Raw genomic sequence first — 15053 nt, 5'->3', positions numbered from 1 at the left:
CCGAGCGTACGGTACGCTGTGAACGGGAGACGGAGACGAGATCGGCCCACAACGGTTTCCGGTCTTCTGCCGAACGAACGTCCGTGAGTAGGACGGAACCCTCCGGCCGCGACTCGTCTCTCGTCCGCGTCACGGTCGGCGGCTTCGAGTCGCAGTCGGCGACCGAGTGGCCGGCCGACGACCGGACGTCGCCCGCGAGGCGGGACCGACGGACGCTGGAGACCGCGAGCGACGCCGCCGACGGGGTCGACGTGCTCGAAGTGGGCTCGACCGGCGCTCGGGCGCTCGAACCGCTCGTGCTGGTCACCCGCGAGGGCCGGACCGCGTACCACCCCCGACCGTCGGCCGAGCGAACGCGGGCGCTCGTCGAGGCGGCCGAGTCGGGCGGCGTCGGCGCCGACGACGCGGCGTGGGTCGTCGAACACGACCCCGGCGTCGAGACGCTGCCGAGACCGCCGGACGGGCCGCTCTCGGTCGGCACTCGCCGCGCGCTCGGCGGGTGCGGGTGGACCGACCCCGAAGGCCGCGTGGCCGCCTACGCGGACGCGACGGCGCTCGCGCGCGACGACCCGGACGCGGCGCTCGACCGGCTCCGGGAGATCGGCGTCCTCGGTCGCGGCCGGGGCGATGCCAGCGCAGACGCTCCCGTCGCCGACGACCTATCGACGGTGCGCGAGACGCCGGGCGACCCGGTCGTGGTCGTGAACGCCAACGAGAGCGACCGGCGCAACGAGACCGACCGGACGCTGCTCGGCGGGGCGCCGGCGTCGGTCCTCGACGGGGCGCTGGCCGTCGCCGCCGTCGTGGGGGCCGACCCGGGCGACGTCGTCGTGTACACGAACGAGGCCGACGACCTCGCCCGGGACCGGACGCGCCGGGCGGCGCGCGCGATCGCCGAGCGCGTCGGTGGCGGTGCGGATGACGACGCGGAGACGCCCCAAGTGGTCGCCGGGCCGGACGAGTTCATCGCCGGCGAACCCACCATGGCGCTCGAGGCGCTGGAGGGCAACGACCGGCTGGAAGCGCGCCTGCGCCCGCCCGGCCCCGCCAGGCACGGCCTGTACGGTCGGCCGACCGTCGTCCACACGCCCCGGACGCTCGCCCAGATCCGCGCCGCGCTGCTCGACCCCGACAGCTTCGACGCCGGCCCCGACCCGGGGACGCGGCTGTTCACGGTCACCGGCGACGTCGAGGCGCCCGCGACCGTCGAACTGCCGACCGGCGAATCGCTCGCCCGCGTTCGGGACGCCGTCGAGCCGGAGGGCCGGGTCGCGACGGCGTGCGTCGGCGGCCAGTTCGGCGGATTCGCCCGGTCGCTCGACCTGTCGGCGAGTTCGCCCGCGCTGACGGACGCCGACCTCGGGACCGAGGGCGCGGTCGAACTGTTCGGCGAGGACCGCTGCCCGGTGGCGACGACCGGCCGGCGGGTGCGATTCGCCACCGAGGAGAACTGCGGGCGGTGCTTCCCCTGCCGCGAGGGGTCCAAGCAGCTCCTCGACCTCCTGCGGGACGTCTACGACGGCAGCTACGACGACGACATGATACGCGAACTCGCCCGGACGATGGGTGCGTCGAGCCTCTGTCTCTTCGGCGAGTCGGCCGGCCGGACCGTCGGCACCGCACTCGACCGGTTCGAGACCGAGTTCGAGGCGCACGCCGACGGCCGCTGTCCCAGCGGCGTCTGCGAGGTATCTCGCTCATGAGCAAGGACGAATCCGACACCCCCGGACCGACCGAGCACAGCCCGACAGAAGCGACCCCCGGCGTCCCGAACGTCGACGACCCGCGGTCGAGCACGCCGCTGACCGAGGACTTCCGGACCGGGACGGCCAACGACCCGGACGTCGGGACCGACGACGGCGGGATGACCAGCCTCACGGTCGACGGCGACCGCGTCGCGGTCGCGCCCGGCTCGACGCTCATCGACGCCGTCGAGGCGGTCGACGCCGAGTCGGACGTGCCGGCGCTGTGTTACTACGACCGCGACACCGAGCAGGGCGACGAGATCGGGCCGCGGGGCACGTGTCGGACCTGCATGGTCGAGACGGCCGAGCACGGGGTCGTCCCGGCCTGCAGCTTCCCGGCCGAGGACGGCCTCGACGTGCGCACCGACGCCACCGACGCCGCGGAGGCACGCGACGTGAACCTCGATCTCGTCCTCGCGAACCACAACCTGCGGTGCACGACCTGCGGGCAGAACGGCCGGTGCGAGCTCCAGGACACCGCCATCGACCACGGGGTGAACCGACCCCGGTACGGCGTCTTCGACGAGCGCGACGCCTACGCCCCCATCGACGACACGTCGGTCATCCAGATCGACCGCAACAAGTGCATCCTCTGCAACCGGTGCGTCGAGGCCTGTAACGACGTGCAGAACGCGGGCGTCCTCCGGATGTCCGGCCAGGGCGACGACATCCACGTCGACTTCCAGAAGCACGAGGCCGAGACGATGGCGGAGTCGACCTGCATCTCCTGCGGGCACTGCGTCACCGTCTGTCCGACCGGGTCGCTGGTCGAGGACGGCCTCACGGACGCGACGACGATTCCGCTCCCCGGCTTCACCCAGAAGAACTCCATCGGCGAGGTCCAAGAGCGCCCGGCGGTCGAGACGGCCGACACCGCCGAGGCGCCCAACCGCGACGTGCCCGAGACCGCCAGAGCCGGCGGGGCGACGGGGCCGGATTCGGCGACCGACGACCGGTCGACTCCGGCGACCGACACTCGGGCGCACCAGGCGGACGACCGGTCGGGCGTCGCGGGGTTCATGGCGAAGGCGAAGCAGCAGGCGACGGAGGCGTCGGAGCGGGCCAAACGGCGTGCGACCGACGCCTCCAAGGCGGCCGCCGACGATGCGCTGGAGAGCGTCGAACACGCCGCCGAGAGCGTCGCCGAGGAGACGCTCACCGTCGGGCAGCTGTTCGACGCGGCGGAGGTCGTCAGCCGCGGCCGGAAGCGGAGCCTCACGGTGGCAGACACGACCTGCACCTACTGCGGGGTCGGCTGTCGGTTCGAGCTCTACGGGCGGGGCGAGGAAGTGCTGGGCGCCCGTCCCGCCGACCCCGACCAGGCGCCGGCGAACGACTTCTCGACCTGCGTGAAGGGGAAGTTCGGCTACGACTTCGTCGACTCCGACGACCGGCTGCGGACGCCGCTGGTCAAGGAGGACGGGGAGTTCCGCGAGGCGTCGTGGGAGGAGGCGCTCGACCGCGTCGCCGGGCGGCTCTCGGAGATCCGCGACGAGCACGGGGCGGAGTCGCTGGCGGTCACGTCCTCCTCGAAGGCGACCAACGAGGAGAACTTCCTCGCCCAGAAGTTCGCCCGCCAGGTGCTCGGGACGCCCCACGTCGACAACTGCACGCGGCTCTGTCACTCCTCGACCGTCGCCGCGCTCAAGGAGACCGTCGGCTACGGCGCGATGACCAACCGCATCAACGAGGACATCGGCGAGACCGACTGCTACCTCATCACCGGGTCGAACACGACCGAGAGCCACCCGGTGCTGGCGACCCGCATCGTCCAGAACGTCCGGGACGGCGCGGACCTGTTCGTCTTCGACCCGCGGGAGACGACCGTCGCCGAGCACGCCGACCAGTACTCCCGGACCCAGCCCGGCGCGGACATCGCGTGGCTCAACGGGATGATGCGTCACATCGTCGCGGAGGACCTCTACGACGAGGCGTTCGTCGACGAGCGCACCAGGCACTTCGACGAACTGGTCGAGGCCGTCGAGCCGTACACGCCCGAGGTGGTCGAGGAGCTGACCGACGTGCCGCCCGTCGAACTGAAGCACGCCGCCGAGACCATCGCGACCGCCGACACCTGCGTCTACGGGTGGGCGATGGGGCTGACCCAGCACACCCACGGGACGCGCAACGCGCTCGCCATCGCCAACCTGGCGCTGCTGTGCGGCCACGTCGGCGAGCCCCGCTCGGGACTGTCGCCGTTCCGCGGCCAGAACAACGTGCAGGGCGGGGGCGGCGACATGGGACCGATTCCCAACAACCTGCCGGGGTACCAGTCGGTCGAAGACGACGAGGTCCTCGACAAGTTCGAGGCGGAGTGGGGCGTCCGCCCGCCGGACGAGGTCGGCCTCCGCGTCACCGATATGTTCAGCGCCATCCCGGGCGTCGAGGAGACCGTCACGGGCGGGGACGGCGACGACGCCTACGGCGGTGACGACGCGAACCACGGCGCTGGTGACGAAGCCGGGTCGACCGGCGCGGGCGCTGTCGGCGACGAGGGAGAGCCGACCGATGCGGGCGCTTCCGGCGAGCGGGAGACGGAGGCGTCCGACGAACAGCGCCGGGGGACCGACGACCCGAGCGCCGAGGAGGGCTACACCCCGGAGAACACCGACCTGCGCGGGATGTACATCGTCGGCGAGAACCCAGCCGTCTCGGAGCCGGACCTCGACCACGTCGAGGAGGCGCTGGCGGCGCTCGACTTCCTCGTGGTCCAGGAGCTGTTCATGACCGAGACCGCCAAGCACGCCGACGTGGTGCTGCCGGCGGCCTCGCTCGCCGAGAAGTACGGCACCATCACGAACACCGAGCGGCGGGTCCAGTTAGTCCGGCCGGCCGTCGAGTCGCCGGGCGAGGCCCGGACCGACGCCGCCATCCTCCAGGACCTCGCGGGTCGCATGGGCTTCGACTGGGACTACGGGAGCGCCGCCGACGTGATGGACGAGATCAACGACCTCGCGCCCATCTACGGCGGCGTCACCCACGAGCGACTGGAGGAGAAGGAGGACGGCCTCCAGTGGCCCTGCTGGGACGAGGACCACCCTGGGACGCCGTATCTCTACGAGGACGAGTTCAACTTCGACGACGGGAGGGCCCGGTTCGTCCCGTCGGAACTGCCCGAGGAGCGACTCCCGGCTCCGACCGAGGAGTACCCGTTCACGCTCTCGACGGGGCGGGTCCTCTACCACTGGCACACGGGGTCGATGACCCGCCGGGTCGAGACGTCGATGCAGCACGTCCCCGAGAGCTTCGTCACCGTCCACCCGGACGCCGCCGACCGCCTCGGCATCGACGACGGGGAGTACGTCGCCGTCGAGTCCGCGCAGGGCGAGATCGTGGTGCGGGCCAACGTCGAGGAGACCTCGGGGCCGGACGTCCTGTTCATCCCGATGCACTTCGTCAACGGTGCCGTCAACAGGCTGACCGAGGAGCAGTTCGACCCGACCAGCAGGATCCCCCGGTACAAGGTGACGAACGTCCGGGTCCGGCCGCTCGGGCCGGACCCCGAGGAGGAGCCGACCTCGCCCGACGAACTGACCGGCGACGACTCGACCATCGCTGGCGATTGAAGACCACGACGACTCGATTAATGCGGGCGATTGAGGGCCGCGGCAACCCGACCATCGCTGGCGACCGAGAGCCGGCTCGGCAGGTCCGCCGCGGCACGCCGACCGCGACTCCGGGACGCTCGCTCGTCGTCCCGCTGTGACCCGTTCGCACACCGAACCAACCTATTTATCCCGTCCAGACGCGGTTGGGACATGGAGTACCGGGAGCTTCCCGAGGACCGGAGCGAGCAGTTCCAGGAGTACGTCCACTACGCCTTCAGCCTCGAAGACGGCCCGCAGGAGGAGTTCGACTGGGACGTCGACGACCAGCCGGGCGAGCCGCGGGCGCTGTTCGACGGCGACCGGATGCTCTGCGTCTGTCGCCACTACTGGTTCCGGACCCGCCTGCGAGGCAGGCACATCGAGATGCCTGGTCTCTCCGCCGTCGCCACCCCGCCGGAACACCGCCGGCAGGGCAACGTCGCCCGGCTGCTCGCGGAGTCGCTGGCGGAGTACCGCGACCGCGGCGACGTCCTGACCGCGCTCTGGGCGTTCGAGCACGCCTTCTACGAGCGACAGGGCTGGGGCACCGCGAACAAGTGGACCCGCTACGAGTGTCCCCCCGACGCCCTGGCGTGGACCCGCGACGACCCCCTCGCAGGCGGCGAGTTCCGCCCCGTCGACGCCGACGACCACGAGCGGCTCGGCCGGGTCCTGCGGGCCGCCGACGAGGGGTACGAACTGAACATCGAGCGCACCGAGAAGTGGTGGCGCAAGCGCATCTTCGACAGCTGGCGGGGCGAGCCCTACGCCTACGGCTGGGAGTCTCCCGACGGCGACCTCAGGGGGTACGTCGTCTATCGGGTCGAGGAGGAGGACGAGGGCAAGGTCCTCACCGTCCCGGAGTTCGCGGCCGCCGACCACGCCGCGCGGGTCAACTGCCTGCGCTTCCTGGCCGACCACGACTCGCAGGTCGAGCGCGTGCGGCTCAGGGGGCCGCCGGGCACGGACCTGCTCGACCTGTCGCCCGACCCCGCGGCCGTCGACTGCGAGGTCGAGGCCGGGCCGATGGTCCGACTCGTCGACGTGCCGGCGGCCATCGAGGCGATGGAGTACCCGGACGGGCCCGACGCCGCGTTCACCCTCGCGGTCTCGGACCCGCTGGTCGACCGGAACGACGCGACGTTCCGGGTCGCCGTCGAGGACGGCCGGGCCACCTGCGAGCGGATCGGCGACGGGGTGGCGACGACGGACGCCGACGCGACCGCCGGCGTCGGCGCGCTCTCGCAGGTGTACGTGGGCTACCACTCGGTCGCCGACGCCGAGCGACTCGCCGACCTCGACGTCCGGACGGCCGCGGCGCGCGAGGCGCTGGCAGCGATGTTCCCCGAGCGCGAGGTCTTCCTGCGCGAGGGGTTCTGAACGTCGACCCGGCGTCTCGCGCCGCGCCGAGGAGGCGCCGACCGCGCTCCGGAACGCGGGCCAACTTCTTTACGCCGCGACACGTACGGCCGCCCATGAGAGACGACCCCGACGACCGGCGCGACCGGGACGACCCCCGCGACCCCGAGCGACTCGACGACCGCGTCGAGGAACTCGAGACTCGCGTGCGCGAACTCCGGACGGAGCTCGGCCGCCCGCCGGAGGGACCGCTCGGCCTGCCCCGGCCGCCGACCCCCCGCGAGGTACTGTCGTTCACCGGCGAGTACGCCATCCCGACCGCCATCGCGATGCTGGAGGCCAACGTCCGGGCGCTGAAGGCGCTCCAGCAGGTCATCCGGCTGGTCGACCCCGAGCGCAGCGTCGTCGACGAGGAGCGCGACCGGCTCCAGTCGCGGGCCGCCGACGCGAGCCGGCTCACCCTCGACCGGCTGGAGTCGGCGCTGGAGGACGTCGAGACCACCATCCGGGAGAGCGACCTGCCCCGCGACGACGAGGCGCGTGGCATCCTCGACGACGCCCGGCGCATCAACCGCGAGATCCGCGACCGCATCGAGCGCGAGCGCCGGGAAGTCGACGAGGAGCGCCGGCGCGAGCGGGACATCAATCGCGAGCGCGGCCGGACCGACCCCGAGCGCGACGATTCCACCGGACTCGACGGCGGGACGACCATCGAACTCACCGACGAGAGCGACCGCGAGGACGAAGAGGAGGACGGCGAGCAGGACGCAGCGGACGACGACAGCGCCGAGGTCGACGTGGAGGCCGAGCTCGAATCCATCAAGGACGAGATGGAGAACCGGCAGCGCGAGGACCGCTCCGCGGCGGACGACGCCGACGAAGACGCCAGCGACGAAACGGACGAAGCAGCGGCCGGCGAGGACGCCGAGACCGAGGGCAGCGACGCAGATACCGGAGATGACGGCGGTTCCGACGACGCCGACGGGTCGCACGACTCGACCGGCGCGTAACTACTCGGTCGCTCCCTTCTGATTCGGTCGCTGCTCGGTCGAGATCGCTTCGAGAGGGGTCACTCCGCCACCGTCGCCCGGTCGCGGACCCGGCGGTAGAGCCGGCGAGCGAGCGACGGGCGGGGGCGTCCCGGTCGGCCAGCCAGCCACGCGGCCGTCGCGACCGCGGCCCCGCCGGCCAGCATGGCGTAGTTGGCGGCGTCGCTGGTCGCCCGGACGAGGTCCAGCGAGTAGAGCGCGGGCGAGACGGGATAGATCGGCATCACGCCCCAGGGGTTGATGACGTCGGCGAGCAGGTGAGCGACGACCGCGAACGAGCCGAGGAAGAACGCCCAGAGCGCTCCGCGGACCGCCTCGCGGCGCGGGCGCCCCCGGAGGGACGTCGCCACGGCCAGCACGCAGAGCGCCCCGACGGCGGCCGCGAACCAGAGGGTGTGGGTCACGCCGCGGTGGACGAGGAAGTCGAACCGACCGTCCAGGTCCGGGAACAGGGTGTACGCCAGGACGATGCCGCCGCCCGAGAGCGCGTCCCTGACGTAGCCCCGCCTGAGCAGCGCGTACCCGACCACCGCGTAGAGCGCGAGCGCCATCCCGTAGTGGCCCGGCGGGAACATGGTGGGACGAGGCGAGTGATTCAATGTCAATCTACCGGTTTATGAGGTGTTGGCGGGACAACACGCCGGAAGCACGGTCGGCCAAGAACGCGTTCGGGACCGGCCGTACCCTCCGGCCGCTCGCACCGACGACGCGTCAGACTACTTCCAGATCAGTCCCTCGACCGCCCCGGTCAGCACCGTCTCGCCGCCCTCCTTCTCGCAGATGACCGACGAAGTCAGTTCGTAGCGGTCCTCGCGCTCCTCGACCTTCTCGGTCGCCATCTCGCAGACGACGGTCTCGCCGGTGTAGACGGGCCGGCGGAACTCGAACTCCATCGAGTGCGCCAGCACTTCGAGGTCGCCGCCGATCTTCGTCGGGAGCGTGGCGGTGAGCAGACCGTGGACCATCAGTCGCCCCTCGTCGTCGGGTTCGAGGTGGCGGGGCTGTTCGTCGCCCGAGACGTCGGCGAACTGCCGGACGTCCTCGGGCGTGAACGTGCGCTCGACGGTCCGCGTGTCGCCTTCTTCCGGTGGCGTCATCGTTCACCACGACGCGGCGGTCCGCAAAAGATGGTCCGATTCCGGAGCGGCTGGCCGGACTGCGCTACTCCGTAGCGGTCTCCGTCCGGACCTCCCCGCTGCCCGACCGCGGGGACATGGCCCGGAGATAGGCCGCGCCGAGCGCGAGACTGACCGCCGTGACGAAGCCGAACAGCGCCATCTCGCCGAGTCCGCCGCCCTGCCCGGTGGCTCGGAGCCACGCCGCCATCGCGAGGACGGCCAGGCCGAGCGCGGCGAACTTCACCAGCAGGACGCCCGCGAGCGCGTAACCCCACGCCCGGTCGCGCCGGAGCCAGACCGCCGTCAGGAGCGTGCCGGGGAGGAGGACCGCGAGGTCGAGGACGTGGATCACGTTCGCCGGGACCGCGGCGAGTCGGACGCCCTCGGGTGCCCTCCCCGCGAGCGTGGCGGGGACGATCTCGGAGAGCCACCCCGCGGCGAAGAACAGCGCAATCGCCGCGAGGAACCCGGCGGTGAGCCGGACGGGGAGCCGGCCCCCGAGGCCGTCGCGCACGTCGGTCGGGTCGAGACGGATCACGCCGCCGACGAACGCGAACAGCGAGAGGCCGAACAGCGCCACGTACGCCAGAAACAGCTCGTTGAAGTAGAGCATCAAGGCGTACGAGGCCCAGGTGTAGAGCATGTAGCCGAGCGCACCGAGCCAGACGACGTACCCCCGGAGCGATCCGCGGGCGGCGTACCAGGTGCCGACCGCGAGCAGCGGAACGGCAAACCCGAGTGTCACCGCGTCCTGGCCGTAGAGCTGGGGGAGCGTGATCGCGGCGTCGCGGTAGTGGCCCGGTCGGAGGAGCCCGACCAGCGTCGCGACGACCGAGAGGACGAGGATGGCTATCGTCGAGCGGACCTGCCACTTCGGAAGGGAGATGGACACGTCGGTCACCGAGTGACCGTACGACGGCGGGCGTCAAGGCGTCGTTGGTGGTTCTCCCGATACGAGAATCGCGATTCCGGTCGCTCGCTTAGGTCGACTCGAAACCTCAGATGTGAATCCGATCGTTCACACAGGCGTTCGCTCAGACGGATTCAAATCTGTACCCGTCCCACTTCTGGCTCTCTGCCTCCCGGATGCCGGCGTCGGGGTCGCGCAGTTCCTCGGCGTACACCGGCCGGACCTCGTCGCCGATTTCCACTTCGGTGTCCTCGGTCAACTGGCCGATGGCGCGCACCGACTCGCCGGCGACGGTGAACTCCACGATGGCTAGCGAGTTGGGCTGGCGGACGCCCGGCGGCGTGGCAGTGCTGGTCGTCCACGTCACGACCTCGGCGGTCTCGTCGCTCAGGTCGACGGTTTCGGTCTGTTCCTCGCCGCACTCCGGGCAGAGTTCGTGGCCCGGGTAGGTCAGGTGGTCGTTCGGACAACGGTGTGCGTCAAGTGTCATCTCAGGGCTCCTCCAGGATAGTGGTGGTCACGCAGTTGCCGAACCCGCCGACGTTGCAGGCCAGGCCGACCTCGGCCTCGACCTGCCGGTCGCCGGCGTCGCCGAGCAACTGCTGGTGGATCTCGTATGCCTGTGCCACGCCGCTCGCGCCGAGGGGGTGGCCCTTGGACTTCAGGCCGCCCGAGGTGTTGATGGGGAGATCGCCGTCGCGGTCGGTGACGCCCTCCTCGACCGCCTTCCAGCCCTCGCCCCGCTCGAAGAAGCCGACCGCCTCGCTCTGGAGGAACTCCAGGATGGTGAACATGTCGTGGAGCTCGGCCACGTCGACGTCGTCCGGGCCCAGGCCGGACATCTCGTAGGCGTCGTCGGAGCTCTCGACCGCGCCGCCCATCACGGTCGGGTCGTCGCGCTCGTGGACGACGTGGGTGTCGGTCGCGCCGCCGATGCCCGAGACGACCGTGTACTCGTCCTCGGGGACGTGCTCCTCGGCCACCGACTCGGGGCAGAACAGCAGGCCGGCGCTCCCGTCGGTGATGGGACAGAAGTCGTAGAGCCGGAGGGGATCGGCCACGACGGGCGACTCCATCACGGTCTCGAGGTCGACCTCCTTCCGGAACTGGGCGTGGGGGTTGTCGAGGCCGTTCCGGTGGTTCTTCACCGCGACCTTCGCGAGGCTCTCGCGCGGCGCGTCGTACTCGTGGAGGTAGCGCCGCGCGGTCAGCCCCGCGAAACTCGGCAGGGTCACGCCGTGCTTGTACTCGACCGGGTGGGTGAGCGACGCGATGATGTCCGTCGATTCGGCGGTCGTCTTGTGGGTCATCTTCTCCCCGCCGACCAGCAGGGTCATCTCCGACGCCCCGGAGGCGACCGACTGCCACGCGGCGTAGATGCCCGCCCCGCCCGAGGCCGAGGTCTGGTCGACGCGCTGGGTGTAGGCCGGCATCGCCCCGAGGTCGTGGGCCAGCGCGTTCGGCGCGCCGGTCTGGCCCTCGAACTCGCCGCTGGCCATGTTCGAGACGTACAGGTGCTCGACGTCGTCGGGGCCGACGCCGGCGTCGGCGAGGCACTCGCGGCCGGCCTGCGCGAGCAGGTCCCGGAGCCACGCCTCGCGCTCGCCGAACCGGGTCATCGACGCCCCGATGATCGCTACGCGGTCCATGCCTGCCAGATAGCGGAGAAGGGGTTTATAGGTCGGGGATGGCGATGCCGGCGGCCGCTACCGTCGCTCCGCCGGGTCCGGGGGCATCCGTTTACCCAGCGGCGTGGCCGAGAGGCCGTGCGCGAGCAGCGAGGCGACGATCAGCAGCGACGCGATCGACCAGATCCGGCGCGACCCCGTCCGCTGAACCGCGAGCATCGCGTAGAACAGCGTCGAGATGCCGATGGGGCCGAACCAGGCCGTGAAGCCGACGTCCTTCCGCGTCTGCAGGGGACGGAGCCACCGCGCGAGCGCCAGCACGACCGGCGGTCGGCGGACGACCAGCACGAGGACGGCCAGCAGGAGGCCGCGCCAGCCGAGGGACGCCCACCCGGCCCAGGGGATCGCGACGCCGACGAGCACGAACGTCGGGAGGACGAAGAACTTCGTCATCGCCTTCTGGACGTCCCGCTCCGTCGACGGCTGTTGCCTGCCGGGGGCCATCCGGTAGGCGATCCCCGCCACGAACGACGCCAGAATGGCGTCCACGGTCAGCAGTCGGGCCGCGCCCAGCACCGTGAAGGTGAGCGCGAGCGTGTACGCGACGAACCCCTGCTGTTCGACGATGTCGTCCATGTCGGCCCGCTGGAACAGCCGCGCGGCAGCGTACCCGAGCGCCGCCCCGAGGACGACGGCGCCGCCGACCTGCCACCCGATGACGTACGTGACCCAGCGCCAGAGCGCCTCGCTCGTCGGTCGAGCGAGCAGCAGAATCGGCAGGAGGACCAGCGGGTACACCGCGCCGTCGTTGGCGCCGGACTCGGCCGAGATGAAGTGTCGAATCCGTCCCGGGATGTTCCGCTTGGCGACCGGGCCCGTGACGATGGTCGTGGCGACGATGGGGTCGGTCGACGTGACGGTCGCGCCGACCAGCATCGCCATCCAGAACGAGACGCCCAGCAGGCTCCAGACGAGCAGCCCGCTGATCAGTCCCATCAGCACCATGCCGGCGCCGAGGATGGTCGCGAGCGACCGCCAGTGGTCGACCGGGTACCCCCGCGGAAGTCGCAGGGCCACGCCCATGTCCGCCACGGCGAGCGTCACCCGCGAGACCTGGGTGAGCACGCGGGGCGAGTCCGCGGCCGGCGGGAGGTTGAGCAGTTGTAACCCCACCGGTCCGGCGACGATGCCGAGCGCGAGCGCCGTCAGCGGTTCCGTGAGCCACCACCGCTCCTGGAACCACTTCTGGAGCAGTCCGAGGAGCAGGACGAGCACGCCCGCGACGAACAGCCAGCGAAAGAGAGCCGACATGGTCGCATTCGTATCACTACACCTGTCCGCCGTTCAACGTTTCGGGCGTGACACTCCCGTTTAGGCGTGTCACATCCTTCGACCGGCGCGGCACCCTTCGACCGGTACTCTCCGTGTCCTCGGCTCCGCACCGGTGCTCGTTACGAATCTCGGCGAGCGACGACTGGCACCCCGCCGAAACCTCAAGAGTGCACAGCCCCTATCCGGACCCATGGGGGATGACAAAGACATCAGCGACGTGTCCGGGCTGCCTGACGAACTCGGCATCGACGAGGACCTCGGACGCGCCGAGCAGCGGCTCTCGATCCGCGTCGACGAGCGCACCTACGGCAAGGCGATGACCATCGTGGAGGGGTTCGACGACGCGTCGGTCGACGTTGGCGACCTCGCCTCGACGCTCAAGAGCCAGCTGGCGACCGGTGGCACCGTCGACGACGGGAGCATCGAGCTACAGGGGGACCACCGCGAGCGCGTCGCCGAGATTCTCCGCGACGAGGGGTTCCAGGTGGAGTAGCACGTCCCCGCCGGCGGGCGGTCGAACGTCCGTGGAGACCAGCGCGTCGGCCGGGAGCCCGACCGCGGGAAACTGCACGTCCGGTAACAGTCGGCCCGTCGTGGGCAACCGCACGCCCGAGGAAACGAATCGCGGAAGCTCGACGTCCGACGGAACTTCCCGCGGGAACCGGACGCCCTCGGGGACGTAGGGGTCCGAGACGTAGGGGTAGAGGTACCGACTCCAGACCGAGTCCATCGGCGTCCACCAGCCGAAGGCGTGGCTGACCGCGTCGTCCCACGCCAGAAACAGGCCGGCCGTGAGCACTCCGCGGGACACCGGACCGTAGCGCCACCAGAACGGTCGAAACAGCGACAGCGTCGTCGCGAGCGCGAGCAGAACCAGCACCCCGGCCGCGCCCACCACGGGGTAGTAGGGCCACGTGAGCGCGAACGAGAACACCGACAGCAGGGTGAGCCCCGCCACGCCCCACGGCGCCGCCTCCGACTCGGGGTCGCGGGCCAGCCAGCAGACCAGCAGTATCAGCAGGACGCCCAGGTAGAAGTGGTGCGGCCCGAACACCGCTCCATCCGGCTCCGCTTCCGCGGGAAAGATACCGAACACACGACAGCTACGACGGATTGAAATATAAATCTCGGGGCAGCTTTGACATCGGTCGGGGAGCCGTCTCGTGCCGCGTCTAGTCCTACTTTTGACACTTATATATCCGGGTTGAGCGGCTCCGCCGGCCGCTCGCTTCGACCGTCGCGCGGTCCGCACCCGTCACCTCTAACATCCGGCGGCGACGACCTCCGGTCGTCATGCTCCCGCACGTACGCGTCGTCGCGACCGGCGGCACCATCGCGAGCACGCCCGGCGAGGACGGGGCGGCTCCGAGTCTCGACGGGTCGGACCTGCTCGAAGCGGTCCCGGACCTCGACTCGCACGTCGAACTGAGCGCCGAGTCGGTCTCGCAGGTGCCGGGGTTCGACGTCGACTTCGAGGTCATGGCCGCGGTCGCCGACCGGGCCCGCGCCGCGGCCGAGGCGGAGGCCGACGCCGTCGTGGTGACCCACGGCACCGACACCATGGCCGAGACCGCCTACTTCCTCGACCTGACCTGCTCGCTCCCGGTGCCGGTGGTCCTCGCGGGCGCCCAGCGCCGGCTGGACGAACCCAGCTCCGACGCGCCGGCGAACCTCCTCGCGGCGGTCCGGGCGGCCACCCACCCGCGGGTCGACTCGGGCGTCTTCCTGGCGTTCGACGACCAGCTCCACCCCGCCCGCGACGTCCGGAAGGTCGACACCCACCGGCTCGCGGCGTTCGCCTCGCCGAACGACGGTCCGGTCGCCACGCTGACGCGCGACGAGATCAGGTTCCACCGCGAGCCGACGAGCGAATCGGTCTCGATTCCGAACACGGGCGAGAGCGGGAGCGTAGAGGCACCGGACGCCCGCGTCGAACTCGTCCTCTCGGCCGCCGGCGTCGACGGAGCGCAGGTCGCCCGGGCGGTCGACGCAGGTGCGGACGGCGTCGTCGTCGCCGGGACGGGCCTCGGGAACGCGACGAGCGAACTCGGCGAGGCCGTCGTCGACGCCATCGACGCCGACGTGCCGGTCGTCCTGACCTCCCGGTGCGCCAGGGGCGCGACCGGCGCGGTGTACGGCACCCCCGGCGGCGGGAAGACGCTGCGGGACGCCGGCGCGATACCGGGCGGCGACCTCCCGGCCTGGAAGGCGCGGGTGAGGCTCGCGCTGGCGCTGGCGGCCGCAGAGAACGCGACCGGTTCGGACCGCACCGTCGACGAGGTACGGCGCTACTTCGACGACGGGTGATCTCGACCGAGCCGTCGG

General features: G+C 71.3%; 13 protein-coding genes. 6 read left to right on the top strand and 7 right to left on the bottom strand.

What is annotated here, in order from left to right:
- Positions 1 to 83: 83 nt before the first annotated feature.
- The 4 genes from DVR07_RS06370 to DVR07_RS06355 all read left to right on the top strand — a co-directional run bounded on the left by DVR07_RS06370 (position 84) and on the right by DVR07_RS06355 (position 7701).
- A complete protein-coding gene (locus DVR07_RS06370) occupies positions 84 to 1703 on the top strand; it encodes an NADH-ubiquinone oxidoreductase-F iron-sulfur binding region domain-containing protein (RefSeq protein WP_115795902.1) in 1620 nt (539 codons plus the stop codon).
- Positions 1700 to 5311, top strand: a complete 3612-nt coding sequence (locus DVR07_RS06365; RefSeq protein ID WP_115795901.1) for a molybdopterin-dependent oxidoreductase — start codon at positions 1700 to 1702, stop codon at positions 5309 to 5311. Before DVR07_RS06370 ends, DVR07_RS06365 begins: the two co-directional genes overlap by 4 nt.
- Positions 5312 to 5503: 192 nt before the next feature.
- Complete coding sequence (locus DVR07_RS06360) at positions 5504 to 6712, top strand: GNAT family N-acetyltransferase (protein ID WP_115795900.1); 1209 nt, start codon at positions 5504 to 5506, stop codon at positions 6710 to 6712.
- A gap of 95 nt (positions 6713 to 6807) precedes the next feature.
- Positions 6808 to 7701 (top strand): DUF7547 family protein, encoded by an 894-nt coding sequence (locus DVR07_RS06355; RefSeq protein WP_193570019.1) that lies wholly within the window; start codon positions 6808 to 6810, stop codon positions 7699 to 7701.
- Between the two features lie 59 nt (positions 7702 to 7760).
- Here the strand turns inward: DVR07_RS06355 and DVR07_RS06350 are convergent, their stop codons facing one another.
- From DVR07_RS06350 to DVR07_RS06325, 6 genes are all read right to left on the bottom strand, one after another.
- On the bottom strand, positions 7761 to 8315 hold the full coding sequence (locus tag DVR07_RS06350) for a metal-dependent hydrolase (RefSeq protein ID WP_115795899.1): 555 nt from the start codon (positions 8313 to 8315) through the stop codon (positions 7761 to 7763).
- Between the two features lie 141 nt (positions 8316 to 8456).
- Positions 8457 to 8837 carry a MaoC/PaaZ C-terminal domain-containing protein gene (locus DVR07_RS06345; protein WP_115795898.1) on the bottom strand — a complete coding sequence of 127 codons (381 nt, stop codon included), beginning with the start codon at positions 8835 to 8837 and terminating at the stop codon, positions 8457 to 8459.
- A gap of 64 nt (positions 8838 to 8901) precedes the next feature.
- Positions 8902 to 9759, bottom strand: coding sequence for a hypothetical protein (locus DVR07_RS06340; protein ID WP_115795897.1), 858 nt, complete (start codon positions 9757 to 9759; stop codon positions 8902 to 8904).
- A gap of 133 nt (positions 9760 to 9892) precedes the next feature.
- Positions 9893 to 10258 carry a Zn-ribbon domain-containing OB-fold protein gene (locus tag DVR07_RS06335; protein ID WP_115795896.1) on the bottom strand — a complete coding sequence of 122 codons (366 nt, stop codon included), beginning with the start codon at positions 10256 to 10258 and terminating at the stop codon, positions 9893 to 9895.
- A gap of 1 nt (position 10259) precedes the next feature.
- Positions 10260 to 11417: a thiolase family protein gene (locus DVR07_RS06330; protein WP_115795895.1), complete on the bottom strand. Its 1158-nt coding sequence runs from the start codon at positions 11415 to 11417 to the stop codon at positions 10260 to 10262.
- Positions 11418 to 11474: 57 nt separating this feature from the next.
- On the bottom strand, positions 11475 to 12707 hold the full coding sequence (locus tag DVR07_RS06325; RefSeq protein ID WP_115795894.1) for a cation:proton antiporter domain-containing protein: 1233 nt from the start codon (positions 12705 to 12707) through the stop codon (positions 11475 to 11477).
- A 211-nt stretch (positions 12708 to 12918) separates the two neighbouring features.
- Here DVR07_RS06325 and yciH point away from each other — a divergent pair, with 211 nt between their 5' ends.
- A complete protein-coding gene (gene yciH, locus DVR07_RS06320) occupies positions 12919 to 13221 on the top strand; it encodes a stress response translation initiation inhibitor YciH (RefSeq protein WP_115795893.1) in 303 nt (100 codons plus the stop codon).
- Here yciH and DVR07_RS06315 read toward each other — a convergent pair.
- Complete coding sequence (locus tag DVR07_RS06315) at positions 13156 to 13824, bottom strand: hypothetical protein (protein ID WP_162829460.1); 669 nt, start codon at positions 13822 to 13824, stop codon at positions 13156 to 13158. The genes yciH and DVR07_RS06315 overlap by 66 nt on opposite strands.
- A 197-nt stretch (positions 13825 to 14021) precedes the next feature.
- On the opposite strand from DVR07_RS06315, the gene DVR07_RS06310 reads away from it, so the two are divergent.
- Positions 14022 to 15035, top strand: a complete 1014-nt coding sequence (locus DVR07_RS06310) for an asparaginase (protein ID WP_115795891.1) — start codon at positions 14022 to 14024, stop codon at positions 15033 to 15035.
- Positions 15036 to 15053: the final 18 nt, after the last annotated feature.

This window comes from Halorussus rarus (assembly GCF_003369835.1).
In the GTDB taxonomy this organism is placed as follows: Archaea; Halobacteriota; Halobacteria; order Halobacteriales; family Haladaptataceae; genus Halorussus; species Halorussus rarus.
The sequence above is the reverse complement of the archived record's forward strand: the minus strand, read 5'-3'. Positions and strand labels throughout refer to the sequence as shown.

Excerpts from the sequence above, each read along its gene's own strand:
- DVR07_RS06365 (WP_115795901.1), top strand. The coding sequence starts at position 1,700 with ATGAGCAAGGACGAATCCGACACCCCCGGACCGACCGAGCACAGCCCG.
- DVR07_RS06360 (WP_115795900.1), top strand. The coding sequence starts at position 5,504 with ATGGAGTACCGGGAGCTTCCCGAGGACCGGAGCGAGCAGTTCCAGGAG.
- DVR07_RS06355 (WP_193570019.1), top strand. The coding sequence starts at position 6,808 with ATGAGAGACGACCCCGACGACCGGCGCGACCGGGACGACCCCCGCGAC.
- DVR07_RS06350 (WP_115795899.1), bottom strand. The coding sequence starts at position 8,315 with ATGTTCCCGCCGGGCCACTACGGGATGGCGCTCGCGCTCTACGCGGTG.
- DVR07_RS06345 (WP_115795898.1), bottom strand. The coding sequence starts at position 8,837 with ATGACGCCACCGGAAGAAGGCGACACGCGGACCGTCGAGCGCACGTTC.
- DVR07_RS06335 (WP_115795896.1), bottom strand. The coding sequence starts at position 10,258 with ATGACACTTGACGCACACCGTTGTCCGAACGACCACCTGACCTACCCG.
- DVR07_RS06330 (WP_115795895.1), bottom strand. The coding sequence starts at position 11,417 with ATGGACCGCGTAGCGATCATCGGGGCGTCGATGACCCGGTTCGGCGAG.
- DVR07_RS06325 (WP_115795894.1), bottom strand. The coding sequence starts at position 12,707 with ATGTCGGCTCTCTTTCGCTGGCTGTTCGTCGCGGGCGTGCTCGTCCTG.
- yciH (WP_115795893.1), top strand. The coding sequence starts at position 12,919 with ATGGGGGATGACAAAGACATCAGCGACGTGTCCGGGCTGCCTGACGAA.
- DVR07_RS06310 (WP_115795891.1), top strand. The coding sequence starts at position 14,022 with ATGCTCCCGCACGTACGCGTCGTCGCGACCGGCGGCACCATCGCGAGC.